The organism is Streptomyces sp. Y1 (assembly GCF_041053115.1).
GTDB lineage: Bacteria > Actinomycetota > Actinomycetes > Streptomycetales > Streptomycetaceae > Kitasatospora > Kitasatospora rubellomurina.
This window is the reverse complement of sequence record NZ_CP163445.1, coordinates 5,024,091-5,050,807: the sequence shown is the minus strand read 5'-3', so window position 1 is coordinate 5,050,807 and position 26,717 is coordinate 5,024,091. Positions and strand designations below refer to the sequence as shown.

Annotated in this window: 20 protein-coding genes; 3 read left to right on the top strand and 17 right to left on the bottom strand. The window is 75.2% G+C overall.

Annotated features, from left to right (window positions below):
* Positions 1–45 precede the first annotated feature (45 nt).
* The 9 genes from AB2U05_RS21850 to rimP all read right to left on the bottom strand — a co-directional run bounded on the left by AB2U05_RS21850 (position 46) and on the right by rimP (position 12,299).
* Positions 46–3,630, bottom strand: a complete 3,585-nt coding sequence (locus AB2U05_RS21850) for a serine protease (RefSeq protein WP_369184013.1) — start codon at positions 3,628–3,630, stop codon at positions 46–48.
* Between the two features lie 206 nt (positions 3,631–3,836).
* Positions 3,837–4,766, bottom strand: coding sequence for a tRNA pseudouridine(55) synthase TruB (gene truB / locus AB2U05_RS21845; RefSeq protein ID WP_045702394.1), 930 nt, complete (start codon positions 4,764–4,766; stop codon positions 3,837–3,839).
* Positions 4,767–4,865: 99 nt separating this feature from the next.
* The gene (locus AB2U05_RS21840) at positions 4,866–5,969 is read right to left on the bottom strand and encodes a bifunctional oligoribonuclease/PAP phosphatase NrnA (protein WP_078860732.1); all 1,104 of its coding nucleotides are present in this window, start codon (positions 5,967–5,969) and stop codon (positions 4,866–4,868) included.
* A 2-nt stretch (positions 5,970–5,971) separates the two neighbouring features.
* Entirely contained in the window at positions 5,972–6,412 is a 441-nt protein-coding gene (gene rbfA, locus AB2U05_RS21835) for a 30S ribosome-binding factor RbfA (protein ID WP_045702392.1), read from the bottom strand.
* A gap of 153 nt (positions 6,413–6,565) precedes the next feature.
* Entirely contained in the window at positions 6,566–6,862 is a 297-nt protein-coding gene (locus AB2U05_RS21830; RefSeq protein WP_045702389.1) for a DUF503 domain-containing protein, read from the bottom strand.
* 136 nt (positions 6,863–6,998) lie between these two features.
* Entirely contained in the window at positions 6,999–10,118 is a 3,120-nt protein-coding gene (infB, locus tag AB2U05_RS21825) for a translation initiation factor IF-2 (RefSeq protein ID WP_369184012.1), read from the bottom strand.
* 226 nt (positions 10,119–10,344) lie between these two features.
* Positions 10,345–10,638 (bottom strand): YlxR family protein, encoded by a 294-nt coding sequence (locus AB2U05_RS21820; protein ID WP_078860788.1) that lies wholly within the window; start codon positions 10,636–10,638, stop codon positions 10,345–10,347.
* A gap of 77 nt (positions 10,639–10,715) precedes the next feature.
* Positions 10,716–11,714, bottom strand: coding sequence for a transcription termination factor NusA (gene nusA / locus AB2U05_RS21815; protein WP_045702930.1), 999 nt, complete (start codon positions 11,712–11,714; stop codon positions 10,716–10,718).
* 54 nt (positions 11,715–11,768) lie between these two features.
* Positions 11,769–12,299, bottom strand: coding sequence for a ribosome maturation factor RimP (rimP, locus tag AB2U05_RS21810; protein ID WP_045702932.1), 531 nt, complete (start codon positions 12,297–12,299; stop codon positions 11,769–11,771).
* 764 nt (positions 12,300–13,063) lie between these two features.
* Here rimP and AB2U05_RS21805 point away from each other — a divergent pair.
* Both AB2U05_RS21805 and AB2U05_RS21800 read left to right on the top strand, forming a co-directional pair.
* Complete coding sequence (locus AB2U05_RS21805) at positions 13,064–13,633, top strand: ferritin-like domain-containing protein (RefSeq protein WP_045702971.1); 570 nt, start codon at positions 13,064–13,066, stop codon at positions 13,631–13,633.
* 62 nt (positions 13,634–13,695) lie between these two features.
* On the top strand, positions 13,696–14,622 hold the full coding sequence (locus tag AB2U05_RS21800) for an aminoglycoside phosphotransferase family protein (protein WP_045702934.1): 927 nt from the start codon (positions 13,696–13,698) through the stop codon (positions 14,620–14,622).
* An 18-nt stretch (positions 14,623–14,640) separates the two neighbouring features.
* Here the strand turns inward: AB2U05_RS21800 and AB2U05_RS21795 are convergent, their stop codons facing one another.
* The 5 genes from AB2U05_RS21795 to dxr all read right to left on the bottom strand — a co-directional run bounded on the left by AB2U05_RS21795 (position 14,641) and on the right by dxr (position 20,218).
* Positions 14,641–15,192 (bottom strand): GNAT family N-acetyltransferase, encoded by a 552-nt coding sequence (locus AB2U05_RS21795; protein ID WP_045702936.1) that lies wholly within the window; start codon positions 15,190–15,192, stop codon positions 14,641–14,643.
* Between the two features lie 64 nt (positions 15,193–15,256).
* Positions 15,257–16,132 (bottom strand): GNAT family N-acetyltransferase, encoded by an 876-nt coding sequence (locus AB2U05_RS21790; protein ID WP_045702938.1) that lies wholly within the window; start codon positions 16,130–16,132, stop codon positions 15,257–15,259.
* Positions 16,133–16,274: 142 nt separating this feature from the next.
* Positions 16,275–17,435: a flavodoxin-dependent (E)-4-hydroxy-3-methylbut-2-enyl-diphosphate synthase gene (gene ispG, locus AB2U05_RS21785; RefSeq protein WP_045702940.1), complete on the bottom strand. Its 1,161-nt coding sequence runs from the start codon at positions 17,433–17,435 to the stop codon at positions 16,275–16,277.
* A 144-nt stretch (positions 17,436–17,579) separates the two neighbouring features.
* Positions 17,580–18,884 carry an RIP metalloprotease gene (locus AB2U05_RS21780; RefSeq protein WP_369184011.1) on the bottom strand — a complete coding sequence of 435 codons (1,305 nt, stop codon included), beginning with the start codon at positions 18,882–18,884 and terminating at the stop codon, positions 17,580–17,582.
* A gap of 104 nt (positions 18,885–18,988) precedes the next feature.
* Entirely contained in the window at positions 18,989–20,218 is a 1,230-nt protein-coding gene (gene dxr, locus AB2U05_RS21775; RefSeq protein ID WP_045702944.1) for a 1-deoxy-D-xylulose-5-phosphate reductoisomerase, read from the bottom strand.
* A 68-nt stretch (positions 20,219–20,286) separates the two neighbouring features.
* Here dxr and AB2U05_RS21770 point away from each other — a divergent pair, with 68 nt between their 5' ends.
* Complete coding sequence (locus AB2U05_RS21770) at positions 20,287–20,955, top strand: NAD(P)-binding oxidoreductase (RefSeq protein ID WP_369184010.1); 669 nt, start codon at positions 20,287–20,289, stop codon at positions 20,953–20,955.
* Between the two features lie 74 nt (positions 20,956–21,029).
* On the opposite strand, the gene AB2U05_RS21765 is transcribed toward AB2U05_RS21770, so the two are convergent.
* From AB2U05_RS21765 to AB2U05_RS21755, 3 genes are all read right to left on the bottom strand, one after another.
* Positions 21,030–22,472 (bottom strand): aldehyde dehydrogenase family protein, encoded by a 1,443-nt coding sequence (locus AB2U05_RS21765; RefSeq protein ID WP_369184009.1) that lies wholly within the window; start codon positions 22,470–22,472, stop codon positions 21,030–21,032.
* A 151-nt stretch (positions 22,473–22,623) separates the two neighbouring features.
* Positions 22,624–24,192 carry a PucR family transcriptional regulator gene (locus AB2U05_RS21760; RefSeq protein ID WP_045702951.1) on the bottom strand — a complete coding sequence of 523 codons (1,569 nt, stop codon included), beginning with the start codon at positions 24,190–24,192 and terminating at the stop codon, positions 22,624–22,626.
* Between the two features lie 210 nt (positions 24,193–24,402).
* Positions 24,403–26,496 carry an ATP-binding protein gene (locus AB2U05_RS21755; protein ID WP_369184008.1) on the bottom strand — a complete coding sequence of 698 codons (2,094 nt, stop codon included), beginning with the start codon at positions 26,494–26,496 and terminating at the stop codon, positions 24,403–24,405.
* Between the last annotated feature and the right edge of the window lie 221 nt (positions 26,497–26,717).

Genomic DNA, 26,717 nt, shown 5'->3' with positions numbered 1-26,717 from the left:
GTACGGTGCGTACCCTCGTACGCTCAAACGCCCAAAACCGAACCCCTATAGCGTGCCATGCGCCCGCCCCGGCTCCGGCACCGGAATACGGATTGGGCGCACCGCCGGTACGAGCGGCGCCCGCTCGGCCTCGGCGGCGGCGTACTGCGGGTCGCGTCCGGCCGCGGCCGGCGCCCTCAGCCGGGCCATCCCGGGGCCGTCCGGCGCGGCCGGGGCGGCCTCCCGGGGGTCGGCGAGCAGCCAGTCGGCCAGCAGCCGGGCGAAGGCCGCCGAGCGGCCGGCGCAGCGCACCAGCAGGTCGTCGGCGCCGGGCAGCGCGGGGGTCGCGCGGGCCAGGACGGCGCGCACCCGGGCGGGCTTCTCGGCCGCGCAGTGCTCGGCCAGCCGCTCGACGGCTTCGGTCAGGACGGCCGGGTCGGTCTCGGCGGCGAGCAGGGTGTCCAGGAGCTCGCAGCGCAGCGCGTCCGCCGCCGGGTCGGGCACCGGGCGGGAGAGCACCTCGGCGAACGGCCGCCGCACCGCCGCGGCCCGTGCGCCCAGCGCGGCGGCGAGCAGCACCCGCAGCTGCAGCCGGGCGGCCGATCCCCCGACGTGGCCGGGCGCGGCGGCGAGCCGGCGGCCGAGGTAGTCGGCGGCGACCGGGCCGGCCAGCGCCGGGTGCTCGCGCAGCAGCCGGGCGGCGAGTTCGGCGCCGCGCCGGGCGGCCACCGGGGTGCGGGCGTCGGCGAGCACCCGCAGCGTCTCGGCGACGGCCGCGCCGGGGGCCGACAGCGCGTCGGCGAGGGCGGCCAGCACCGGCTCCGGGTCGCCGTCCAGGGCCGGGGCGAGCGCGCGCGGGGTGAGGAAGGCGTCGCCGCCGGCCCGCAGCCGGGCGAGCGCGGCGGGCAGGTGCTCGGCCCGGGTGGCCGGGTCGCCGACCAGCAGCGCCAGTGCGGCGCCGTGCAGGCCGGGCTCGTCCTCGCGGGCGAGCAGGGTCAACGCGGTGTGCCGCAGCAGTTCGGCGCCGGCCCCGGTCGCGTACGGGGCCGTCCGCAGGGCGTGCGCGGCGGCCGCGACGTGCCGTTCGGGCCTGCGGTCGTGGCTCCAGCGGTCCACGGCGCGGCACAGCGCGGAGGGCTCCTCGGCGGCCAGGACGGTGAGCAGCGCGTCCGCCCTGGGGTGGGCGGCGTCGGCCAGCGCGTCGGCCAACTCGTCGAGGGCGAGCCGGCGGTGGGCGTGCAGCAGGTCGTGGGCGAGGTCGGCGGCGACGGGCGAGGTGCGGTCCTCGAACCATGCGCACAGCAGCGGGAAGACCGCGACGGGGTCGGCGCGCAGCCGTTCGGCCGCCGCGCCGAGGAAGCCCGGACGGCCGGGCCGGTCGGCGGCCACCAGGCGGCGCAGCAGGGCGAGTTCGGTTTCCGGGGGCAGGCCGAGTCCGGTCCAGAAGGCCGGGCCGAAGCGGTCGAGCCCGTCCGCCGCCGAGGTCGGCCCGGTCCTCGGCGCGGCCGGGCCGCCGGCGGACCGTTCGACGATCCGGCCGGCCAACCGGTCGAGCAGCTCGCGGTGTTCGGCCGGGTCCGGGCTCGCGGCCAGCCCGGCGGCCAACAACGCGGCGGCCCACCAGGCGGGTTCGCTGCCGGGCGGGCGCAGGTCGAGGGCGCGGTCGATCCGGTGCAGCCACGGGTCGAGGGCGCTCGCGCCCCAGGTCTCGGCCACCCGGGCCAGCGCGGCGGCGACCGGGCCGATCCGGTGCCGGGGAACGGCCTTGGCCGCGCCGTCCGGCGTGCTGTCCGCGGCCTCGCCGAGCAGCAGCCGCAGTGCCGCGTCCAGGTCCAGGTGCCGGCCCTGCAGCCAGTCGGCGAACTCCCCGTGGGCGAAGCGGAATCCGGGCCCGGCGGGCACGAGCAGGCCCTCGGCGAGCACCGCCGCGGCCCAGCCGCCCTCGGTCGGGAACAGTTCCTCGAAGGCGTCGCGGCCGAGCCCGCCGGGCCCTGCGCCGAGCATCCGCCGGGCCGCCTCGTGGACCCGACCGGCCACCGCGGCGGCGAGCCGGCGAACCCGCCCGGGCGTCGGCCCGGTGGGTGCGGCGGGCGGGGCGGCGCCCCGGCGGTGGGCGCCCGGGCGGCGCGGCCGGCCGCACTCCGTCGTCTGCCGGGTCGACCGCTGGGCCAGCCGCTGGGCGATCCGCAGGCAGCGCAGGTCCAGGTGGGCGGCGAAGAGCTCGCCGCGGCGGGCCGGTTCGCCGCGCACGCCCTCGGCCCACAGTTCGCCGGCCAGCCGGACGGCCAGCGGGTGCCGGGCGTCGGCGCCGCCGGGGCAGCCGGGCGGCAGCCCGTGGCGGCGGCGCAGCCGGTCGGCGGCCTCGGCGGGCAGCGGGCCGAGGCGGTGCCGGGCCAGGGTCGGCGTGCCGGGGCCGCCGCCGTCCATCCGTACGGTGGGGGCGCCGGCCAGGTCGCCGCCGGGGGCCGGGTCGTCCGGGCGGGGCGCGGGGCTGGGGCCGCGGCCCCAGGGTTCGGCGGCGAGCCGTTCCCCGAGCTGGTCGCCGCAGGCGGTCAGCAGCCGGGCCCCGCAGCCGGTGAGCCACTGCCCGGCGCCGCGCAGCCACCGCCCGTCCAGCGGGGCCGGGGCCTCCTCGGGGCCGTCCAGGACGATCAGCAGCGGACGGCCGGCGGCGGCGCACAGGGCCGCCACGGGTTCGGGCGCGGGGGCGGGGGTGCCGAGCTCGGCGGCGGCGGCCGCCAGCGCGCGTTCGACGGGCTCGGCGAGCGAGCGGTCCCCGGCGCGCAGGTCGGCGCCGCGCAGCCAGAGGGTGGGCAGCGGGTGGGCGGCGTCGGCGCGGCGGGCGGCGAGGGCGGCGAGTTCGGTGGAACGGCCGCTGCCGGGGGCGCCGACCAGCGCGGTGACGGTGGCCTCGGGTTCGTCGCCGGTCAGGCCGTCCGGCCGGTCGATCCGGTCGGCGGCGAGCCCGGCCACCCCGCCGGGCCCGGCGTCGGCGGCCGCCGTCTGCGCGGCGGCCAGCCGCAGGACCCCGGCGAGGTTGAGCGCCGCCCCGTACGCGGGCACGGCCGCCGCGTTGCGCGCCAGCAGGGCGGCCAGCGGCCCGGCCGTCGCCGCGCCGCCGCCGGCGGGCACCGCGGGCAGGGCGCCGCCGTACCGGGCGGCGTGCGGCCCGGGCAGGGCCAGGGCGACCACGGCGCCGCTGCGGGCGTCCAGCACCGGTGAGCCGGCCGGCACCGCGACGCCGCCGACCACCGGCACGTCGAGCAGCAGCAGGCCGTCGGCGGCCCCGAGCAGCCCGCAGCGCAGCGCGACCGCCCGGCCGTCCGCGCCGGCCAGCGCGGGCAGCAGCAGCTCGTGCCCGGCGCCGGCGGCGGCCACCGGCAGCGGCGGGACGGACGGGCCGCCGACCGCGTCGGTGCGCAGCAGGGCGAGGCCGTGCCCGGGCAGCGGCAGGACGGCGTCCGGGCCGAGCACCCGGGTCTCGCCGCCGGGGGTGTGCAGGACGAGCCGGTCGAGGGCGGCGACGCACTGGTGGGCGGTCAGCACGGTGCCGTGCGGGTCGGCGACGAAGCCGAGGCCGTGCAGCCGCCCGGCGAGGTCGCGGATGTGCAGCAGGTACCGCCCCGGATCGTCTTCCTGGAACTCCGGCATGGCGCTTCCCCCTGTCGGTCGTTCGGCCGCCGCGGGGAGCCTGCCCGGCGTGGGGGCGGCCCGACCGCGCCCGCGCCGCTCACCACCGGCGTTCACCTCGCGCGCTCCCCCGCAGGGGTGAACGCGCCCCCGGGAACGCCGAGACCCCCGCCGGGTGGAATCCCGGGCGGGGGTCAGGGAGGCGGGGGGCCTCCGGGGAGCGGAGGTCAGCCGACGAAGACCGCGACGGGCTTGGCCTGCCCGCCCTTCTCCTCGACCAGGGCGAGGAAGCGCCCGTCCGGCCCGAACACCGCGATCGGCCCGTCCACGCCCATCCCGGGCGCCTTCAGCCGGGCGCCGTGCGACAGCTTCTCGGCGGAGGACTCGTCCAGGTCCCAGCGCGGGAAGGCGGCGGCCGCGGCCTGCGCGATCGGCAGCACCTCCAGCCCGGTGGCGGAGTCGCCGGTGACGGAGTCCTCGAGCTGCTCCAGGGTGCGCGCCGACTCCACCCCGTACGGGCCGACCTTGGTGCGCCGCAGCGCGGTCAGGTGCCCGCCGACGCCGAGCCCGGCGCCGAGGTCCCGGGCCAGCGCCCGGATGTAGGTGCCGGAGGAGCACTCGACGGTCACGTCCAGGTCGATCACCGGCGTGCCGTCCTCGGCCACCGCCGCCCGCTGCCCGTGCACGGTGAAGGAGTGGATCGTGGTCGGCCGGGCGGCGAGTTCGAAGTCCTCGCCCTCGCGCACCCGCGCGTACGAGCGCTTGCCGTCGATCTTGATCGCGCTGACCTTGGACGGCACCTGCATGATCGGGCCGGTGAGCGCCGCGATCCCGGCGTCGATCGCCTCCCGGGTGACGGCGTCCGCCGGGGTCGAGGCGGTCACCTCGCCCTCCCGGTCGTCGGTGATCGTGGTCTGGCCGAGCCGGATGGTCGCCTCGTACGTCTTGGCCGTCAGCATCAGGTGGCCGAGCAGCCGGGTGGCCCGCTCGACGCCGATCACCAGGACGCCCGTGGCCATCGGGTCCAGCGTGCCGGCGTGGCCGACCTTCCGCGTCCCGGCCAGCCACCGCAGCTTGGCGACCACCCCGTGGGAGGTGATGCCCTCGGGCTTGTCGACGATCACCAGGCCGTCCGGGCCGGTGCCTTTGCGCTTCATCGAGTTCTTTCTCTCAACCAGCGGTTGTTCCGTGCGGTCAGGTGCTCCGTGCGGTCAACCGTTCCGTGCGGTCACCGCAGGATAGTCAACGCGGGACCGTCAGTGGGCGGGCCGCAGCGCCGCCCGGAACCGGTCCACCACCGCGGCCACGCCCTCCCGGGCGCTGAACCCGGCCGCGAAGACGTGCCCGCCGCCGCCCAGCTCGGTGCAGGCCGCGGCGACGTCCACCGCGCCCTTGGAGCGCGAAGAGCCCCGCAGCGTGCCGTCCGGGTCCTGCTTGAGCACCAGCGCCACCTCGGCCTCGGCGGGGCGGCGCAGCACGTCGATCAGTCCTTCGATCTCCTCGACCGTGACGCTGAACAGCGCGAGGTCCTCGTACGGCACCCAGGTCCACACCAGGCCCAGCCCGCCGGCCGCGTCCGGCTCGTAGACGGCCCGGTCGAGGGCGGCCGCGAGCACCTTGAGGTAGCCGAAGGAGGAGGTGTCCCACAGCTGCCGGGAGATCAGGTCGTGCCGGATGCCGGTGGCCAGCAGCCGCCCGGCGAGTTCGTGGGTGGCGGGCGTGGTCGCCCGGTACTTGAACGAGCCGGTGTCGGTGGCGACCCCGGTGTAGAGGCAGGTGGCCAGGTCCTGGTCGAGCTCGACGCCGAGCCGGCGCAGCAGCTCGTCCACCAGGACGGCGGTGGCCGGCGCGGCCGGGTCGATCAGCTGGTGGGTGCCGAAGCCCGGGTTGGAGGCGTGGTGGTCGAACACCGCCAGGACGGGCGCGGCGAAGGCCTTGTCGTGCAGCAGGCCGAGCCGGCTCTGCGCGGCCACGTCGAAGCAGAGCACCAGCTCGGGCACCTCGGGCACCTCGGCGGCGGGCACGATCAGCTCCTGGCCGGGCAGGAAGGCCAGCGACTCGGGCACGATCTGCGGCTCGTCGCCGAAGGAGACCCGCACCTCCTTGCCGAGCGCGCGCAGCGCCAGCCCGGCGGCCAGCGAGGAGCCCAGCGCGTCGCCGTCCGGGCAGATGTGGCAGATCAGGTCGATCGAGCGCGCCCGGCCGATCTCCGCCACCACCTGCTGCCAGACCAGTTCGCGGCCGCTCTCCTCGGCGCGCGGCCCCGGGAGCGCCGCGAGGGCACCCTCCACCGTGCTGGTGGAGGACGCCCCCGTGGTCGAACCGGTTCGCGAGGCGCCCCGCGCCGGCTCACCCGCCATGACTACTCGTCCTCGTCGTCACGCTCGGACGCCGGCACCCGGTACGGGTCGGCGTCGCCGGCGTAGGTCGCGCCCGCGGCGGTGGTGCGCACCGCCGCGTCGATGGCCTTGGCCCGGTCGAGCAGGTCGTCGATGTTCCGGGCGTTGTCCGGCAGCGCGTCCGCGACGAAGGTCAGCGTCGGGGTGAAGCGCACCCCGATCTTGCCGACCTCGGAGCGGATCACGCCCTTGGCGCTCTCCAGCGCGGCCGCGGTGGCCTCGCGCTCGGTCTCGTCACCGAAGACGGTGTAGAAGACGGTGGCCTCGCGCAGGTCGCCGGTCACCCGGGTGTCGGTGATGGTCACGAACCCGAGCCGCGGGTCCTTGATCCGCCGCTCCAGGGTCTGGGCGACGACCACCTGGATGCGGTCGGCGAGCTTGCGCGCCCTAGCGGTGTCGGTCACGTTGCCTCCTCGTGCAATGGGCCCGGTACCCGGGCGAGCTGCGCGCCCGTTCGGGGCCCACGCCCCAAAGTACCGGCCCGCGCCCGGCCTTGCGGGCGCTCTCGGTCCTGATCCGTGTGAGAACGGCGACTTCCGCCGACGCCTCCACGGTCCTCATTCGTCGTCGTCGTTGTGGTAGCGCCTCCTCGCGGCGAGGAGCTGCACCTCGGGGCGGCCGGCGACCAACCGCTCACAGCTGTCCAGGACCTCGGTGACGTACCCGGCATCGCCGGACACCACCGCCAGGCCGATCTCGGCCCGCCGGTGCAGGTCCTGGTTCCCGGTCTCGGCAGCGCACACGCTGTACTTGCGCTGCAGTTCGGCCACGATGGGCCGCACGATCGAACGCTTCTCCTTGAGCGAGTGGACGTCGCCCAGCAGCAGGTCGAAGGTGAGTGTTCCCACGAACATGTATGACAGGTCTCGCCGACCTGGAAGGCCTCGGGGACGCCGGCCCGGAACCGGGCCGACGCCGAGGACCCTACACAGCGAGACCGGGGCCGGTCGACGGAAATACCACCCGTCGACCGGCCCCGGTTGACACCGACTAGGCGCGCGGCTTCTCGCGCATCTCGTAGGTCTCGATGACGTCCTCGACCTTGATGTCGTTGAACGACCCCAGGGTGACACCGGCCTCGAAGCCCTCGCGGACCTCGGTCGCGTCGTCCTTGAAGCGGCGCAGACCCTCGATGGAGAGGTTCTCCGCCACGACCTTGCCGTCGCGGATGAGGCGGGCCTTGGCGTTGCGGCGGATGATGCCGTCGCGGACCAGGACACCGGCGATGTTGCCGAACTTGGAGGAGCGGAAGACCTCGCGGATCTCCGCGGCGCCGAGGCGCACCTCCTCGTACTCCGGCTTGAGCATGCCCTTGAGGGCGTTCTCGATCTCCTCGATCGCCTGGTAGATGACCGAGTAGTACCGGACGTCCACGCCTTCCTTGTCGGCCGCGGCGCGCGCACGGCCTTCGGCGCGCACGTTGAAGCCGATGATGATGGCGTCCGAGCCCATCGCCAGGTCCACGTCGGACTCGGTGATGGCACCCACACCGCGGTGCAGGACCCGGAGCTCGACCTCCTCGCCCACGTCCAGCTTGACGAGGGCGTCCTCGAGGGCTTCGACGGAACCGGAGACGTCACCCTTGATGATGAGGTTGAGCTGCTCGATGGAGCCGGCGGCGATGGCCTTGTCCAGGTCCTCCAGGGACACCCGGACCCGACGCTGCGCGAAGGCGGCGTTGCGGTCGCGGGCCGAGCGCTTCTCGGCGATCTGGCGGGCGGTGCGGTCCTCGTCGACGACGATGAAGCTGTCGCCGGCGCGGGGCACCGAGGTCAGACCGAGCAGCAGCACCGGGCGGGACGGGCCGGCCTCGGCGAGGCTGTTGCCGTTCTCGTCCAGCATGGCGCGGACGCGGCCGTAGGCGTCGCCCACGACGATCGAGTCACCGACGCGCAGCGTTCCGCGCTGGACCAGGACGGTCGCCATGGCGCCGCGGCCCTTGTCCAGGTGGGCTTCGATCGCAATACCCTGCGCGTCCTGGTCGGGGTTGGCCCGCAGGTCGAGCGAGGCGTCCGCGGTCAGGACCACGGCCTCCAGCAGCTGGTCGATGTTCAGACCCTGGCGCGCGGAGATGTCGACGAACATGGTGTCGCCGCCGTACTCCTCGGCCACCAGGCCGAACTCGGTCAGCTGGCCGCGGACCTTGGTCGGGTCGGCGCCCTCGACGTCGATCTTGTTGACGGCGACCACGATCGGCACACCGGCGGCCTTGGCGTGGTTCAGCGCCTCGACCGTCTGCGGCATGACACCGTCGTTGGCCGCGACCACCAGGATCGCGATGTCGGTGGACTTGGCACCACGGGCACGCATGGCGGAGAACGCCTCGTGACCCGGGGTGTCGAGGAAGGTGATCGGGCGCTCTTCGCCGTTCACCATCGTCGCCACCTGGTAGGCACCGATGTGCTGGGTGATGCCACCGGCCTCGCCGGCCACCACGTTGGACTTGCGGATCGCGTCCAGCAGTCGGGTCTTACCGTGGTCGACGTGACCCATGACGGTGACGACCGGCGGGCGCGGGGCCAGCTGGTCCTCGTCGCCCTCGTCGGCGCCGAAGTCGATGTCGAACGACTCCAGCAGCTCGCGGTCCTCGTCGTCCCGGCTGACGATCTCCAGGACGAAGCCCATCTCGTCCGCCAGCAGCTGCAGCGTGGCGTCGGAGACCGACTGCGTCGCGGTGACCATCTCACCGAGGTTGAACATGACGGAGACGAGCGCGGCCGGGTTGGCGTTGATCTTCTCCGCGAAGTCCATCAGCGAGGCGCCGCTCGACAGGCGAACGGTCTGGCCGTTGCCGCGAGGCAGCATCACACCGCCGACGGACGGGGCCTGCATGGCCTCGTACTCCTGGCGCTTCGCCCGCTTCGACTTGCGACCGCGAGCCGGGCGACCGCCCGGGCCACGACCGAAGGCGCCCTGCGTGCCACCACGGGCACCCGGGCCGCCGGGACGACCGCCGAAGCCACCCGGACGCGGGCCGCCGAAGCCGCCGCCGCCACCGGGAGCGCCGCCACCCGGGCGGGGGCCGCCGAAGCCGCCACCGGCCGGACGCGAGCCCGGACCGGCCGGACGGCCCTGGAAGCCGGGACGGGCACCGCCGGCACCCGGACCACCGGGACGGCCGCCGGGGCCACCCGGACCACGGCCACCCGGGCCCGGACGCGGGCCGGCCGGACGCTGCGGCATCATGCCCGGGTTCGGGCGCGGCATGCCGGACGGGGTCGGGCCACCGGGGCGGGGCGCGGCCGGACGGGGCATGCCGTCAGGACGCGGAGCGCCACCCGGACGCGGCGCACCGGCACCCGGGGCACCCGGACGCGGGGCGCCACCGGGACGGGGAGCACCGGCACCCGGCGCACCGGCCGGACGCGGACGGTCGCCACCGGGACGGGGGGCACCGGCACCCGGCGCACCGGCCGGACGCGGACGGTCGCCACCGGGACGCGGGCGGTCGCCGCCCTGCCCGGCCGGGGCACCCGGACGGCCACCCGGCGCGGCCGGACGGCGGTCGCCGGGGCGGGCCATGCCGGTGGCGCTGCCCGAGGTGAACGGGTTGTTGCCCGGACGCGGACCGGCCGGACGCGGGCCCGGACGGGCACCGCCGGAGGCCTGCGCCGCCGGACGCGGGGCCTGGGCGGCCGGACGCGGGGCGTCACCGGCCGGAGCCGGCGAGGAGAACTCGGCCGCGGGCGCGGCCGGGGCCGCCGGGGCGGCGGGGCGCGCCGCCGGGCGCGGGCCCGGGGTCGGCGCACCGGCCGGACGCGGCGCGGCGGCGGGGGCGGCCGGAGCGGCCGGAGCCGCGGCAGCCGCAGGGGTCGGACGGGGACCGGGGGTCGCGCTGGGGCGCGGACCCGGGGTCGGGGCACCCGGCTTGGGTGCACCCGCGGCGCCTGCCGCGGGCTGGGGCGCCGCGGGCTTCCGCGGGCCAGGCTTGGCAGCTCCACCAGAGGTGGGGGCCACACCAAGCGCGTCAGTCAGCTTGCGCACGACCGGCGCCTCGATCGTCGAGGACGCCGAACGGACGAACTCACCGAGCTCGGTGAGCTTGGCCATGACGGCCTTGCTCTCCAAGCCAAGCTCCTTGGCGAGTTCATAAACCCGGACCTTAGCCACTTCACTCCTGTCTATGAGTCCGGGGGTCTCGTCCGCCGGACTGTCGCTACTTCATGGGCGTACCCATCGCGTACTCATCGCGTACTCATCGAGTGCTCATCGCAATCTCGACCTACTTCCACATCGCGAGGTACCTGACTGGTGGCACGGCGCGCGGCTGCCCGAGCGCTGTGCTTGTTGCGGTGGTTCTCCGCCGCGCGGGGCGGCGGCCGTCGCGGGAGCGCGCCTAAGCGGCTCCGCCTGCCCGCTCCTCGATGAACCCGCGGAGCCGTTCCGTGTCGAGCGTCCCCTGGAGCCGGAAGGCCCGGGGGAACGCCCTGCGACGGACCGCGAGGTCGAGGCAGGCCTGATCGGGGTGCAGATGCGCGCCCCGGCCCGGCAGTGCGCCACGGGGATCGGGGACGCAGACGCCCTCGACCGCCGTGACACGCAACAGCTGGTGCTTGGCCGCGCGCTTGCGGCAGCCCACGCAGGTGCGTTCCGGGCGTGCTCGGACATGCGTCCGGCCAGACGAAGGCAAGTCTACCCCTCCGAAGCGACATGGCGCCGCCCCGCAGATCCCGAGGGGACCGGCGGGGGCGCCTGGAACAACACCGACTACTCGCCCGCCGATTCCGGCTGGCCCTCGGTGTCCGGTCGGATGTCGATCCGCCAGCCGGTCAGACGGGCGGCCAGACGGGCGTTCTGCCCCTCCTTGCCGATCGCCAGCGACAGCTGGTAGTCCGGCACGATCACCCGCGCGGAACGCTGGGCCAGGTCGACGATCTCCACGCTGGTCACCCGCGCGGGGGACAGCGCCGAGGCGACCATCTCGCGGGGGTCCTCCGACCAGTCGACGATGTCGATCTTCTCGCCGTGCAGCTCGCCCATCACGGCGCGCACCCGGGCGCCCATCGGGCCGATGCAGGCGCCCTTGGCGTTCAGGCCGGCCCGGCGCGACCAGACCGCGATCTTGGTGCGGTGGCCGGCCTCGCGGGCGATCGCGGCGATCTCGACGCTGCCGTCCGCGATCTCCGGGACCTCCAGCGCGAACAGCTTCTTCACCAGGTTCGGGTGGGTGCGCGACAGCGTCACCGAAGGACCGCGGACGCCGCGGCGCACCGCGACGACGTAGCACTTCAGCCGGGTGCCGTGCCGGTAGTCCTCGCCCGGGACCTGCTCCTGCGGCGGGAGGATGGCCTCCAGCTTGCCGATGTCGACGAGCACGTTCTTCGGGTCGTTGCCCTGCTGGACGACACCGGTGACGATGTCGCCCTCCTTGCCCGCGTACTCGCCGAAGGTCTGGTCGTCGGCGGCGTCGCGCAGGCGCTGCATCATCACCTGGATGCCGATGCTGGACGCGATCCGGCCGAAGCCGCTCGGGGTGTCGTCGAACTCTTTCGGCTCGACGCCCTCGTCCAGCTCGGCCGCGTCCTCCAGCGCCCACACGGTGACGTGGCCGCTCTTGCGGTCCAGGTGCACCCGGGCCCGGCGGCGCGAGCCCTCGGTGCGGTGGTACGCGGTGAGGAGGGCCGACTCGATGGACTCGACCAGCAGGTCGAAGGGGATGTTCTTCTCGTTGACCAGCGTGCGCAGGGCACTCATGTCGATGTCCACGGCTACGCCTCCTCGTCTTTCGTCACGTTCTGAATGCTGTGCCCGGCCCCCGGTTCACTGCGCACCGTCGTCACCGCCGTCCTCCTCGTCGAGGAGGTCGTCGTCGTCCTTGCGGTTGAACTCGACCTGGACGCGCGCCCGGGCGACCTCGGTGTACTCCAGCCGGCGCTCCTTGGGGCGGCCGCGCCCCTTCACCGGCTGCACCTCGACCAGCGCGCCGTCCTCGTCCGCCGCCAGCACCCGGGCGACGAGCTCCCCGCCGTCCACCAGGTGGATCGCGGCCAGCCGGCCCTCGGCCCGGTGCCAGTGCCGCGGCAGCGCCAGCGGCCGCTCCGCGCCCGGCGAACCGACCTCCAGCAGGTAGGGCTCCTCGCCCATCACGTCGGACGCGTCCAGGGCCTCGCCGACCACCCGGCTGAACTCGGCGACGGCGTCCATGTCCACGCCCTCGTCGGTGTCGACGTCGATCTGGACCTGCCGCCGGTTGCCCGCCTTGGTGACCCTGACGTCCTCCAGGTCCAGTCCGGCCTGCGTGGCCAGCGGCTCCAGCAACGCGCGCAGCCGGTCGGTGTGGGTGGTGCTCATCCGGGTGGACTCCTCGGCCGCGTCTGCTGTTGTCAGAAGGTCGCTCCGCGCCCCTCGGGTCACGGCAGCTCGGCCCAAAGCCTAGCCGGTGCTGTGCCCAACCACCGATTCCGGACCGCCCCCCGCCGCCGGCTCGCCACCCACTGCGAGCAAGCTCACACCCGCCCGCCGGGCCCGTCCCACCCCTTTTTCCCGCCCCGAATCGTGTGGATTCTGTAATCATTCACGCCATCGAGGGGCGGGGAGGCCGTCCTGCCGTGCCCACCCCCGGAGTGACCCCGATGCAGCCACCCAGCCGACGGACCTTCCTCGCCCTCGGCCTGCTCACCCTCACCGGCTGCACGAGCGGCACCGACGACTCCGACCGCCCCGGCGGGGCCGGTGCGACCCCCGACCCGGACGCCCCGGTCCGGCTGCGCGCCGTCGCCGCCACCGACGCCCTGCTGGCCGCCCAGGACGCCCAGCTCGCGGCCGGCGGCCCGCAGACCGCGCTGATCCAGCGACTGCACGGCGAAACGATCCGGCACCGCGCCGCGCTCGCCGACACGCTCCCCGCCGGCGCCACCGGGGCGTCGTCCGGCCCGGCCACCGGAACGCCCGGCCCGACCACGGCGTCCGGCAGCCCGGCCCCGGGCGCCACCCCGGCCGCACCCGCCACCCCGGCCGCCGCGGCCCGGCAGGCCGCCCAGGCCCTCCTCGCCGAGCTCGGTGCCGCCGGTCCGGACCTGGCCCGGCTGCTCGCCTCCGTCGCCGCCGCCGACCTGCTGCAGGCCGCCGACCTCGGCGACACCACCCCGCCGGCCGCCCCGCCCACCGCGTCGCCGTCGCCCTCGGCCGGCGCCACGGCCGCCCCCGGCCCGGCCCCGGCCGCCGCCCTCACCGCCCTCCAGGGCGCCCTCGGCGCCGAGCACGCCGCCGTCTACGGCTACGGCGTGGTCGGCGCCCGCCTCCCCGACGACCAGCAGCGCGCCGACGCCCGTACCGCCCTGGCCGCCCACGAGGCCCGCCGCGACGTCTGGCAGCGCCTGGTCACCGGTCTCGGCGCCACCCCCGCGCCCGCCGCCGCCGGCTACCAGCTGCCCTTCCCGGTCACCGACCCGGCCGCCGCCGGCCGCCTCGCCGCCCACCTGGAGACCCGGCTGACCACCGTCTACGCCGACCTGGTCGCCGCGCTGCCCGCCCCGCACCGGCCCGGCGCCGCCGCCGCCCTGCACGAGTGCGCCGTCCGCGCCCGCCGCTGGGGCGCCCCCGGCCAGCCCTTCCCCGGCATCGCCGAACCGGCGCCGACCGCCGCCGCCACACCCTCCGCCACGGCGACGGGCGCCCCGAGCTGACGGTCATCGCCGACAATGGACCCACCACCACCCGTGGGGGAGCACCAACCGGAAGGCCGGGCATGTCGGGAGCAACACCACACCTCAGCGTCCCCAGCCGGCTGACCCGCACCGTCACCGCGGCCCACGGGGAGCCCGGCCGCCGCTGGCTGGCCGGGCTCCCCGAGCGGGTCGCCGCCCACCTCGCCCGCTGGGACCTCACCCCGGAACGCACCCTCGACCCCGGCGGCAGCCTCAGCCTGGTCACCTACGTCCACCGGGACGACCTCTCCCCCGCCGTCCTCAAGACCGGCCTGCCGACCCCCGAGACGGTGCACGAGCACACCGCCCTCACGCACTGGGCCGGCCGCGGCGCCGTCCTGCTGCTGGACGCCGACCCGGCCGAGGGCGTGCTGCTGCTGGAGCGCCTGCACGGCGAGGTCCCGCTGCGCTCGCTGGCCGAGCCGAAGGCCATGCTGGAGGCGACCAGCCTGCTCCACCGGCTCTGGGTGGCGCCCCCCGAGGGGCACGCGCTCCCCGGGCCGGCCGACCGGGCCGCCGACACCGCCGCCCGGCTCGCGGAGCACCGGGACCACCCGGCCGTCGTCGAGGCCGGGGCGGTGGTCACCGAGGCGCTGGCCACCGCCGGGGAGCTCACCGCCGACGCGGGCGCCGAGACCGTCCTGCTGCACGGCGACTTCCACCACGGCAACGTCCTCGCCGCCGACCGCGCCCCCTGGCTGGCGATCGACCCGCGCCCGCTCGCCGGGGAGCGCGCCTACGACCTGGCCCGCCTCGCGCTGGACCGGGCCGACACCCTGATCGGCTCCCCCGGCGCCCCCGCCGCCGTCCGGCGCCGGCTCACCCAGCTCTCCGAGGCCCTGGAGGTGGACCGGGACCGCCTGCGCGGCTGGACGCTGCTGCGCGCCGTGGACCTCGCGCTGCGCGCGCTCGCCGAGGCCCGCCCCGAGGACGCCGAGCTGTACCTGGAGTTCGCCGGGGCGCTCTGACGTTCCTCCGGGCGGTACCTACCGGGCGGTGGGCTCGCGCAGCGGCAGCGGCGCCCCCATCACGGCGTACAGCCGGTCCGTCGCCGGGAAGCGCACGGCCCGCGCCAAGTCCCGGTAGCCGAGCGCCCGGTAGAGCCGGCGGGCCGGGGTCTCGGCGTCGATCGCCGACAGGATGCTGCGGTCCAGCCCCGACCGCTCGCACAGCGAGCGGATCAGCCGCGAGCCGATGCCCTGCCCCTGGTAGTCCGGCAGCACGTGCAGCTCGGTGATCGCGAACACCCCGTCCAGCCAGTCCCCGTGGCCCTTGGCCGTCAGGTACGGCTCGATCACCGTGCTCCACCAGTGCTCGCGCTGGTTGGGCATCCCGTACCCGAAACCGACCAGCCGCCCGCCGCTCATCGCTCCGAGCGCGATCACCCCGGGCTGCTGGGCGTGCCGCCCGACGATGTGCAGCCGGACGGCGACCTCCTCCGGCGTGAGCCCGAACGCCACCGCCTGGACGTCCAGCGCCTGCGGCGCCCAGGCCGCGAGGTCGATGGCCTCGATCGTCACCCCGGTCAGCTGATCCATGCCCCGGACGTTACTACCGACCGGGCGCCCCGGCGACGGATTCGCGAGCCAGGTCCTGTCCGGCCTAGAACAGCACGCTCATGAACGCCCCGACCTCCCGGAACCCCACCCGCCGATAGGCCGCGCGGGCCCGCAGGTTGAAGTCGTTGACGTACAGCGAGACCACCGGCGCCACCTCGCGCAGCGCGGCCTCCAGCACCGCCGCCATGCCCGTCTCGGACAGGCCCTGCCCGCGGTGCTCGGGCGCGACCCACACGCCCTGGATCTGGCAGGCCCCGGCCGTGACGGCGCCGACCTCGGCCTTGAACACCACCTGCCCGTCCTCCCCGAACCGCGCGAACGACCGTCCGGCGGCGACGAGTTCGGCCACCCTGGCCTGGTAGAGCAGCCCGCCGTCGCCGGCCAGCGGCGACACCCCGACCTCCTCGATGAACATCGCCACGCAGGCCGGCATCAGGGTCTCGACCTCGTCCCGCCGCACCCGGCGCACCAGCGGATCGGGCGCGATCTCGGCGGACGGCGAGGAGGTGGCCAACAGCGGCTGGTGGGCCCGGACTTCGCGCGCGGGCCCCCAACTGCGCTCCAGCAGCGCCCAGAAGGCGGCGGTCGCCGCGGCCGGCCCGACGATCGAGGAGCAGCGCCGGCCCTGCCGGCGGGCCCGCTCGGCGAAGGCGGCGACGGCCTGCGGCCCGGCGTCGACCAGGACGAGGTTGGCGCCCGCGTAGCAGAGGGCGTCGAGCACGCCGTCCGCGTCGTACCAGCCCCACATCTCCCCGCCGAGCCGCCAGGGGTCGAGCCCGACCGCCTCGACCCGGGCCGCGACGAAGGCGTTGGCGACCGGATCGCGGTGCAGGACGGCCAGGGCCTCCCCGAGATCGGCGGGCTCCAGCACGCGCGTGGTCGCCAGGGCGCGCGCGGCCTGGAACGAGCTGGGGAGCATCACACCTCGATCGAGCATCGAGACAGCACCTCACTGAGACGACTCTGGCCGCACCCTACTCCGTGTCCCCACCCGGCTACGGCTGCGGGGCCGTCCGCGAACGGACGGCCCCGCTTCCGGAAGAACTCACGTACCTACGGGGTCACTCCCCCGCGACGACGACCGGCGCCCCGGCCTCGACGCCGTCCGCCTGCATCTGCTCGGCGAGCTTGAGCGCCTCCTCGATCAGGGTCTCGACGATCTTCGACTCCGGCACGGTCTTGATGACCTCGCCCTTCACGAAGATCTGCCCCTTGCCGTTGCCCGAGGCGACGCCGAGGTCCGCCTCGCGGGCCTCGCCCGGCCCGTTCACCACGCAGCCCATGACGGCGACGCGCAGCGGCACCTCCATGCCCTCCAGGCCGGCGGTGACCTCCTCGGCGAGCTTGTAGACGTCCACCTGGGCGCGGCCGCAGGACGGGCAGGAGACGATCTCCAGGCCGCGCTGGCGCAGGCCGAGCGACTCCAGGATCTGGTTGCCGACCTTGATCTCCTCGGCCGGCGGCGCCGACAGCGAGACCCGGATGGTGTCGCCGATGCCCTCGGCGAGCAGCGCGCCGAAGGCGACCGCGGACTTGATGGTGCCCTGGAAGGCGGGGCCGGCCTCGGTGACGCCGAGGTGCAGCGGGTAGTCGCAGGCGGCGGCGAGCTGGCGGTAGGCGTTGATCATCACGACCGGGTCGTTGTGCTTGACCGAGATCTTGATGTCGCGGAAGTCGTGCTCCTCGAACAGCGAGCACTCCCACAGCGCGGACTCGACCAGCGCCTCCGGGGTGGCCTTGCCGTACTTCTCCAGCAGCCGCTTGTCGAGCGAGCCGGCGTTGACGCCGATCCGGATCGGCACCCCGGCGCCCTTGGCGGCCTTGGCGATCTCGCCGACCTTGTCGTCGAAGGCCTTGATGTTGCCCGGGTTGACGCGCACGGCGGCGCAGCCGGCGTCGATCGCGGCGAAGACGTACTTGGGCTGGAAGTGGATGTCCGCGATGACCGGGATCTGCGACTTCTTGGCGATGATCGGCAGCGCGTCGGCGTCGTCCTGGGAGGGGACGGCGACCCGGACGATCTGGCAGCCGGACGCGGTCAGCTCGGCGATCTGCTGCAGCGTCGCGTTCACGTCCGAGGTGAGCGTGGTGGTCATCGACTGCACCGAGACCGGGGCGTCGCCGCCGACCGGGACGTTGCCGACCATGATCTGCCGGGAGTAGCGGCGCTTGGCGAGCGGCTTGAGCGGCAGGGACGGAATACCGAGCGAGATCGCGGTCATGTGCGCAGGGTTCCCCGGGGTAGAGGTGTGGTCGACCGCCCGACCGCAGGGACGGCCGAGGCCGGGCACGCGATGGATCGCGCACCCGGCCTCCACGGTACGGCACGGTGTCGGGGCCGAGCACACCCGCGGTACCCGCAGCTCCTAGCTGATCTTCACCGGATTCACCAGGTCGGCGATCATCACCAGGACGGTGAATCCGATGAAGACGCTCGCCACCACGTAGGCGAACGGCATCAGCTTGGCGACGTCGAACGGGCCCGGGTCCGGCCGGCGCAGCACCCGGGCGACGCCGCGGCGGACCGACTCCCAGAGCGCGCCGGCGACGTGGCCGCCGTCCAGCGGGAGCAGCGGCAGCATGTTGAACAGGAACAACGAGAGGTTGATGCCGGCCAGCAGGTTCACGAAGAACGCGATCCGCTGGCTGCCGGGGATGTCCAGCGAGAAGACCTCGCCGCTGACCCGGGCGGCGCCGACCATGCCGATCGGGGAGTCCGGGTCGCGCGGGGCGTCGCCGACGACGGCGTTCCACAGGCCGGGGATCTTGCCGGGCAGGGCGGCCAGCGACCTCACCCCGTTCTCGGCCATGTCGTACATCCGGTCGACGGACTGCCCGAAGGTCTGCTGGACGACTTCACGCTTCGGAGTGAATCCGAGGAACCCGGCCTCGACGGTCTGGCCCTTGACCGGCCGGTCGTTCGCGTCGTACTTCTGCACCTGGTTGACGGCGATCGTCGGGCTCAGCGTGACCTGCTGCCCGTCCCGCTCGACCACGATCGCCACGGTCCTGCCGGCCGACTTGCGGATGTCCGCCTGCAGCTGGTCGTAGTCGCGGATGCGGTCGCCGTCGAAGGAGAGCACCTTGTCGCCCTGCTTCAACTGGACCTTGGCGGCCGGGGTCAACTCGGCGCCGACCGGGCAGGTGTCGGTCGGCTCGCCGGCCTTGACGATGCACTGGGAGACCGAGCCGATGGTCGGCACGGTGCTCGGCACGCCGAAGCCCATGTTCACGGTCAGGAACAGCCCGAACGCCAGGATCAGGTTCATGAACGGCCCGGCGAACATGACGATGACGCGCTTCCACGGCTTGCGGGTGTAGAAGAGCCGGTGCTCGTCGCCGTCCTGCAGCTCCTCGTACGAGGCCTCGCGGGCGTCCTCGATCATGGTCCGGAACGGCGAGCTGCTGCGCTTGGTGATCCGGCCGTCCTCGCCGGGCGGGAACATGCCGATCATCCGGATGTACCCGCCGAACGGGATCGCCTTGATCCCGTACTCGGTCTCGCCCTTCTTGCGGGACCAGATGGTCGGGCCGAAGCCGACCATGTACTGCGGCACCCGGATGCCGAACAGCTTGGCCGTGGAGAGGTGGCCGAGTTCGTGCCAGGCGATCGAGACGAGCAGCCCCACCACGAAGACCAGGATGCCGATCGCCGTCATCACCGCTACCACTGCTGCTCCTCCGTCATGCCGCTCCGATCGTCATACCGTCCTACCGCAAGCCTTGCGCCGACAGCGGCCCGGCGGGAGGGCCGGACCGCCGTTCGGCCGGGCCGTCAGCCCGCCGCCAGCTCGCGCGCCCGGGCCCGGGCCCAGTCCTCCGCGTGCAGGACGTCCTCGACGGTCAGGGAAGTTCCCGCCGCCGGCACGCCGTGCTCGCTCACGACCTTCGCCACAGTGTCCACGATTCCGGTGAAGGGGAGGCCGCCCTTCAGGAAAGCCGCCACGCACTCCTCGTTGGCCGCGTTGAAGACGGCAGGGGCCGTACCGCCCAGGGTGCCCACCTCGCGGGCCAGCTCCACCGCCGGGAACGCCTCGTCGTCCAGCGGGAAGAACTCCCAGGTCGCGGCCTTGGTCCAGTCGCAGGCCGGGGCGGCGTCCGGCACCCGGTCCGGCCAGCCCAGGCCCAGCGCGATCGGCATCCGCATGTCCGGCGGACTGGCCTGCGCCAGCGTCGACCCGTCGGTGAACTCCACCATCGAATGCACCACCGACTGCGGATGGACCACGACCTCGATCCGGTCGAACGGCACGTCGTACAGCAGGTGCGCCTCGATCACCTCCAGGCCCTTGTTGACCAGGGTGGCCGAGTTGATCGTGACCACCGGGCCCATCGCCCAGGTCGGGTGCGCCAGCGCGTCCTGCGGGGTCACCCCGGCCAGCTGCTCCCTGGTCCGGGTACGGAACGGACCGCCGCTCGCCGTCACCACCAGCTTGCGGACCTCGGCCCGGGTGCCGCCGGCCAGCGCCTGGAAAAGCGCCGCGTGCTCGGAGTCCACCGGCACGATCTGCCCCGGCCCCGCCACCGCCTTCACCAGCGGACCGCCGACGATCAGCGACTCCTTGTTCGCCAGCACCAGCACCCGGCCCGCCTCCAGCGCGGCCAGCGTCGGCCGCAGCCCGATCGAACCGGTGATGCCGTTCAGCACCGAATGGCACTCCATCGCGGCCAACTCGGTCGCCGCGTCCGGACCCGCCAGCACGGCCGGCAGCGCCCGACCCGCGGCCTTCGCCGCCAGCGCCTCGCGCAGCGCCGGCTCGGCCGCCGGATCGGCCACCGCCACGGTGTGCACGCCCAACCGCAGCGCCTGCTCGGCGAGCAGCTCCACCCGGCCGCCGGCCGCCGACAGGGCGACCACCCGGAAACGGTCCGGGTTGCGGAGCACCACGTCGATGGCCTGGGTGCCGATCGACCCGGTCGAACCGAGGATCACCAGCTCCCGGGGGCCGGAGGGGTCCGCCACGGTGGGCGAGAAACGCAGGTGCGGGTGGGCGAGCGAAGTCATGCGCCCATTGTGACCTGCGCTCGACACCCCGCAGGACGGCCGGGCCCGGCCGAACTACTGTCGAAGCCATGCGTACCGTCATCGCCGGGGGCCACGGACAGATCGCCCTGAAACTGGAACGGCTGCTCGCCGACCGCGGCGACCGCCCCGCCGGGATCATCCGCCGCCCCGAACAGGCCCACGACCTCACCGCGGCCGGCGCCGAACCGCTGCTGCTCGACCTGGAGACCGCCACCGCCGCGCAGCTCGCCGAACTCCTCGCCGGCGCCGACGCGGTGGTCTTCGCCGCCGGCGCCGGGCCCGGCAGCGGCGCCGCCCGCAAGAACACCGTCGACCGCGACGCCGCCGTCCTGCTCGCCGACGCCGCCGAACTCGCCGGAGTCCGGCGCTACCTCATGGTCTCCTCGATGGGCGCCGACGCCGCCGCCCGCCACCCCACCGACGAGGTCTTCGAGACCTACCTGCGCGCCAAGGGCGCCGCCGACGACGCCGTCCGCTCCCGCGACACGCTGGACTGGACGGTGCTGCGCCCCGGGCGGCTCACCGACGGCCCCGGCACCGGCCTGGTCCGCCTCGCCCCCTCCGTCGACCGCGGCGCCGTCGACCGGGCCGACGTCGCCGCCGTCCTGGCCGCCCTGCTGCGCGAACCGGGCACCGCCGGGCAGACCCTGGAACTGGTCGCCGGGAACGCCACCGTCGAGGAGGCGGTGGCGGCCGCCGCCGGCCACGACGGCTGACCGCCGGGTGCTCCCGCACACGACGGAGGGCCCGGTCCGCCGCGTGGACCGGGCCCTCCGGGGATCCGTACCGGTCAGAGGTCCAGACCGGTCAGGACCATGACCTTCTCGACGGTGTAGTCGTCCATCGCGTACTTGACGCCCTCGCGGCCGACGCCGGAGTCCTTGACGCCGCCGTACGGCATCTGGTCGGCGCGGTAGGACGGCGCGTCACCGATGACCACACCGCCGACCTCCAGCTCCCGGTGCGCCCGGAAGGCGGTCTGCAGGTCGTGCGTGAACACGCCCGCCTGCAGGCCGAACGGCGAGTCGTTGACGGCCGCGAAGGCCTCGTCCACGCCGTCCACCCGGTGCAGCGACAGCACCGGGCCGAACACCTCGGCCTTGGCCAGGATCGCGTCCGCGGGCAGCTCGGCCAGCACGGTCGGGGCGTACGTCGCGCCCTCGCGGCTGCCGCCGGTGAGCACCTTGGCGCCCTTGGCGACCGCGTCCTCCACCCAGGACTCGACCCGCTTCGCGGCGTTCTCGTCCACCAGCGGGCCGACGTCCGTCGCGTCGTCGTTCGGGTCGCCGGTGACCTGCGCCTTCACCTTGGCCACCACCTTCTCCACCAGCGCGTCGTACACCGACGCGTCGGCGATCACCCGCTGCACCGAGATGCAGGACTGGCCGCCCTGGTAGTTGGAGAACATCGCGATCCGGGTGGCCGCCCAGTCCAGGTCCGCCTCCGAGGACCAGTCCGCGAGCACCACGGCCGCGGCGTTGCCGCCCAGCTCCAGGGTGGTGTGCTTGCGCGGCACCGAGTCCATGATCTGGTAGCCGACCTTGTCCGAACCGGTGAAGGAGATCACCGGCAGGCGCCGGTCCTGGACCAGCGCCGGCATCCGGTCGTTGGGCACCGTCAGCACCGACCAGGAACCGGCCGGCAGGTCCGTCTCGGCCAGGATCTCGCCCAGCACCAGCGCCGACAGCGGCGTCGCCGGAGCCGGCTTCAGGATGATCGGAGCACCCACCGCGATCGCCGGGGCGACCTTGTGCGCCACCAGGTTCAGCGGGAAGTTGAACGGGGCGATCCCCAGCACCACGCCGCGCGGGAACTTGCGCACCACCGCGAAGCGCCCCACGCCGCCCGGGTCGGTGTCCAGCCGCATCGTCTCGCCGTTGGTGCGGCGCGCCTCCTCGGCGGCCCAACGGAACACCGACACGGCCCGGCCGACCTCGCCGCGGGCCCACTTGATCGGCTTGCCGTTCTCCGCGGTGATCAGCCGGGCGATCTCCTCGGTCCGCTCCGCCAGCCGCTTCGCCACGTGGTCCAGCGCGGCGGCACGCTGGTGCGCCGGCGTGGCGGCGAACACCGGCAGCGCGGCGACGGCGGCGTCCAGCGCCTCCTCGACCTGCGCCGCGGTCGGCACGCTGACCCGGCCGACCAGCCGGCCGTCCCAGCTGTTGTGCACCTCGAAGTCGGCGTCGCCGCTCGCCCGGCGGCCGGCGAGCCAGAAATCGTGCGTGGTGGTCACCGTGGTACCGGCCTCTCCTCGTCGTCGTACGGCCCACGGGAGTGGGACCTGACCCGAGGGTAGGTGCGACCGTCCGCCGACCGGATTGGCCGCCGAGGAGCGTTCCGCTCCGGGGCCACTCCATCCCGTCCAGACTGCGGCCGGTCCCCGCTCACTCCTCGCCGGAGCGCAGCGCCAGCCACAGCTCCATCCGCACGTCCGTGTCGTCCAGCGAACGCCCCAGCAACTCCTCGACCCGGCGCATCCGGTACCGCAGCGTGTGCCGGTGCACCCCCAGATCGGCCGCCGCCGCGTCCCACTGCCCGTGCCGTGACAGCCACGCCCGCAACGAGGCCACCAGGTCACCGCGCGCCGTCCGGTCGTGCTCGCGCAACGGCCGCAGCAGCCCCTCCGCGAAGGCCGTCACCGCCTCCTCGCCCAACAGCGGCAGCAGCGACCCGGCGCCGACCTCCTCGTGGTCCACCGAACGGCGGCCGCCGCGCAGCGCCACCGCCAACGCCCGCTCGGCCTGCGCGTGCGCCGTCCCCGCGTCCTCCAGCGCCGCCGGCGCCGACACGCCCAGCGACAGGCCCTCGTGCTCCTCCACCGCCCCCAGACACGCCCGGTGCACCGCACCGTTGTCCAGCGCCAGCACCACCAGCCGCGGCCCGTGCGCCCCCTCCCCCCGGGCCACCAGCAGCTTCTCGCCGACCCGGCCGCCCGCCTGCTCCGCCCGGTCGCCCAGCTCGCCCAGCGCCTCCGCCGCATCCGCGGCCGCCGCCCCGGCCCCCGCCACCAGGACCCGCACCGTCCCCTCCGGCAGGCCCCCGAACAGCCCCGCCGCCACCTGGCGCGCCGTCGCCACCTCACCGGCCAGCACCATCCGCAGCAGCGCGGCGCCCATCCGCTCCTCCGCCTGCCGCAGCTCGCGCGAACGCTCCAGCGTCAGGGTCAGCAGCGCCACCGCCGCGTTCAGCACGTACCGCTCGGTCGGCGTGATCCGGTCCTCGGTCCCCACCGCCAGGAAGCCCCGCGCCCGCCGGTCCGCCCCCAGCGACTGGACCACCACGTAGTCCTCGTCCGCCGTGTCTATCCCCGGCGACCGCCCCTGCAGCGCGGCACTCGACGGCGCCGGCCGCCGACGCAGCCGGTCCACCTCCGCCGCCAGCCGCCCCGCCCGCCGCGCCGCCCAGTCCGGCGCCACCACCGACAGCGCACCCGACCCGTCGTACAGCGCCGCCCAGCCACCCAGCCGCGCCGCCAACCGGCGCACCACCGCCGTCGTGCCGTCCTTGCCCAGCGCCGCCCGGGTCAGCTCCTCCTGCGCCTCGAAGCTCGTCGTCACCGCCTCGTACTGCTCCGCGGCCAGCGCCGCCGACACCACCTTGCTGATCGCGATGAACGGCGTCGGCTCCGGCACCCGCAGCAACGGCAGCCCCCGCTGCGCCGCCGCCTCCACCAACGGCTGCGGCACCTCCGTGTGCGACAGCCCCACGCCCAGGCCCAGCCCCACCACCCCGGCATCGGCCAACCGGTGCACGTACGCCTGCAACTGCGCCGCCGTACGGCCCAGCTTGATCCCGGTGGTGAGCAACAGCTCGCCACCCTCCAGGAACGGCGTCGGATCGTCCAGCTCACTGGTGTGCACCCAGCGAACCGGCCGCTCCAGGTGGTCCGCACCGGCGAGAACCGTCAGATGGAGCGAGGTGTTGCGGACGACGGAGGCGAGTGTGGGGGGCATGGCACCTTCGAAGGATCGACCTGACCGCGCCATTGCGGCCGGGCGAGGAGAGGGACGTGGGACTGGTGAGGGTCTCTCCCCTTCATTATGGACGCCCCGGACAACGCGCACTGCCGAATCCACCTCGAAGGCGACTTCCGCCCGGCGCGGCGGGCCGGGCCCGGGTCGGGGGCGGGTCGGGCCCGGACCGGGCCCGAGGTCGGCTCCGGTTCAGCCGCGCAGGTCCACCAGCAGCGGCGGCACCTGCTCGCCCGACACCGCCGTCAACGACACCACCGCGTGCCCCGCCGGCAACGCGTGCGCCAGATCCGACGGGGACCACCGCAAGCGCTCCACGTCCCGCGTCGTCACCGACTCCGTCTGCGCCGTCGTCCCCGACAGCGCCTTCCGCCCGAGCCGACCGGCACGCCTGATGACACCACCGGAGGTGTCGGGGGTGTGGGTGACCGCCGTCTCCTGCACCAGGTGCGTCCCCCAGGCCTCCGAGAACAGCCGGCCGTCCCACGGCGCGATCCCCGGGAACGCCATCCGGCACCCGACCGCCCCGAACAGCGGCGCCCGCAACGCCTCCGGCAGGTCCACCAGGGTGCGCAGCAGCAGCACCGCCCCCGCGTTCGCCCCGCGCATCCGCTGCAGCCCGCGCACCGCCGTCGCGTCCAGCGCCGCCGAGGCGTCGTCCACCACCAGCCCGGCGAACAGCGAACGGTCCTCACGGACCCCGGCCGCCTGCACGAACTGGCCCACCACCAGCCGCGACAGCATCCGGGCGGCCTCCGGGTTGCCGCGCTCCGGCAGCTTCACCCGCACCCGCAGCGGGTGGTCCAGCACCCGCATCGCGAAGGGGGGCCGACCGGTGCCGTCCGTCGCGAACGCGCCCTCGAAGGCGGGTCGGTCCAGCAGTGCCAGCCGGTCCGCCAGCAGCGCCCCCGGGTCGTCCGCCCGCCCGCGCTGGCGCTCCCGGTGCTCCAGGTCCCGCTCGTACGCGGCCAGCCGGCCGGCCACCCCGAGCGCCTTCACCAGGGCCGCCAGCACGTCCGGGTCCCCGCCCAGCAGCGCCCGCAGCTCCCGCACCCCCGGGTAGCGGCCGTACGCGGCGTGGAACGGGCCCACCACCTGCTGCAGCGCGGTGCGGGCGTGCTCCGCGCGGGCCGTCAGCTCGTCCGGGAGCAGCGCCTCGGCCAGCCGGGCGGCCGCCTCGTCCGGATCCCGCGCCGCGCCGTACAGGTCCAGGCCGTACACCGAGGCCGGATCTCCGGGCGCGATCACCACGTCGTACCAGGCGTCGGGGCCGAGATCCGCGTCCGCCGCCCCGACCACGACGACACAGGCGGTACCGGCCAGGGCCTGCAGGCACAGCGCCTCCGCCACCGGCCGCGCCAGCCGCGCCGTCTTCCCGGTGCCCGCCGGGCCGACCGCCAGCAGCGAGGTGCCCAGGACCGCCGGGTCCAGCGCGAAGCCGGCCGCCCGGTGGTCCAGCGGGTTCTTCGGCACGTCCTGGGCGGTACCGAGCCGCACCTGGCCCAGCAGCAGGTCGTGCAGCTCGGCGCGGCCGGGCAGCTCCCGCATCTCCGACGGGTGCGCGAAGGCCGCCGCCCCGCGCGCCGCCACCTGATCGACGAACGCGGGCACGAACACCCGGTCCGCCTGCGCCGACTCCCAGGCGCGCTGGATCCGCACGTAGTCGACGTCCCCGACCGGCTCCGCGTCCAGCCGCACCGCCGCCTCGGCCGCCCCGCCCTGCCGCAGCCCGTCCCACGGGTCCTGCCGCCGGGCCGCCTCCCCGGCGGCCCCGTCCACCGGGTCGGGCGCCTCCTGCGTCACCGTCCGCGACAGCAGCGGAGCCACGTACCGGCGCCACACCTCGGGCCAACGGCCCATCCGGCCGAAGACCTTGATGACGATGCCGATGACGAGGGCATTGACCACAAGGAGCGTGAGCATGGCCTCGGCCTCGGAGGGCGAGGCGAGCGGACCGATGCCGGTCTGCCCTCCGAACCACACCAGTACGTAAGTCAGGAGCTGCGTGCCGTAGAGATAGGCCAACCACCCCACCACCGCGTTGAGCACCGCCCGCAGCAGCAGCGGCCAGGTCGCGACGCGCGCCGCCTCCGCCCGTTCCGGGTCGATCCGGCGGTAGCCGAGCCGGAAGACGCCCGGTTCGGCCTCGGGGCGGGGGGCGCAGGCCCAGGTGGCGAGGTCGAAGGGCGGGGTGGACGGGTCGCCCGGCCGCTGGTGCGGGAGGGGGGTCGGGGGGCGGCTGGTGGTGGTGCGCTCGCGGTGGTGGTGTGCCCCGTCCTGTGCCATGTGTACGGCCCCGCTCCCTCGCCCGCCCGGCCCGACCGCAGTCGGTGCCGCCATACCCATGCCGCCGCGTCGGCGACCCGCCCGCGCTCAGGGTAGTGGAGCCGGGCCTGCGGGTAGTCGCACCGCTCGTGCTGGCCGTGCCGGACAAGTCGGACGGCGCAGTGCTACCGAGTGGCGCATGCCCGGCCGGTGAGGGCGGCCGTAGCCTGCGAAGCACCGAG

Bases quoted from the DNA above. Each gene is read 5' to 3' on its own strand.
- AB2U05_RS21850 (WP_369184013.1), bottom strand. From the start codon at position 3,630: ATGCCGGAGTTCCAGGAAGACGATCCGGGGCGGTACCTGCTGCACATC.
- truB (WP_045702394.1), bottom strand. From the start codon at position 4,766: ATGAAGCGCAAAGGCACCGGCCCGGACGGCCTGGTGATCGTCGACAAG.
- AB2U05_RS21840 (WP_078860732.1), bottom strand. From the start codon at position 5,969: ATGGCGGGTGAGCCGGCGCGGGGCGCCTCGCGAACCGGTTCGACCACG.
- AB2U05_RS21830 (WP_045702389.1), bottom strand. From the start codon at position 6,862: ATGTTCGTGGGAACACTCACCTTCGACCTGCTGCTGGGCGACGTCCAC.
- rimP (WP_045702932.1), bottom strand. From the start codon at position 12,299: ATGAGCACCACCCACACCGACCGGCTGCGCGCGTTGCTGGAGCCGCTG.
- AB2U05_RS21800 (WP_045702934.1), top strand. From the start codon at position 13,696: ATGTCGGGAGCAACACCACACCTCAGCGTCCCCAGCCGGCTGACCCGC.
- AB2U05_RS21795 (WP_045702936.1), bottom strand. From the start codon at position 15,192: ATGGATCAGCTGACCGGGGTGACGATCGAGGCCATCGACCTCGCGGCC.
- AB2U05_RS21790 (WP_045702938.1), bottom strand. From the start codon at position 16,132: ATGCTCCCCAGCTCGTTCCAGGCCGCGCGCGCCCTGGCGACCACGCGC.
- ispG (WP_045702940.1), bottom strand. From the start codon at position 17,435: ATGACCGCGATCTCGCTCGGTATTCCGTCCCTGCCGCTCAAGCCGCTC.
- dxr (WP_045702944.1), bottom strand. From the start codon at position 20,218: ATGACTTCGCTCGCCCACCCGCACCTGCGTTTCTCGCCCACCGTGGCG.
- AB2U05_RS21770 (WP_369184010.1), top strand. From the start codon at position 20,287: ATGCGTACCGTCATCGCCGGGGGCCACGGACAGATCGCCCTGAAACTG.
- AB2U05_RS21760 (WP_045702951.1), bottom strand. From the start codon at position 24,192: ATGCCCCCCACACTCGCCTCCGTCGTCCGCAACACCTCGCTCCATCTG.
- AB2U05_RS21755 (WP_369184008.1), bottom strand. From the start codon at position 26,496: ATGGCACAGGACGGGGCACACCACCACCGCGAGCGCACCACCACCAGC.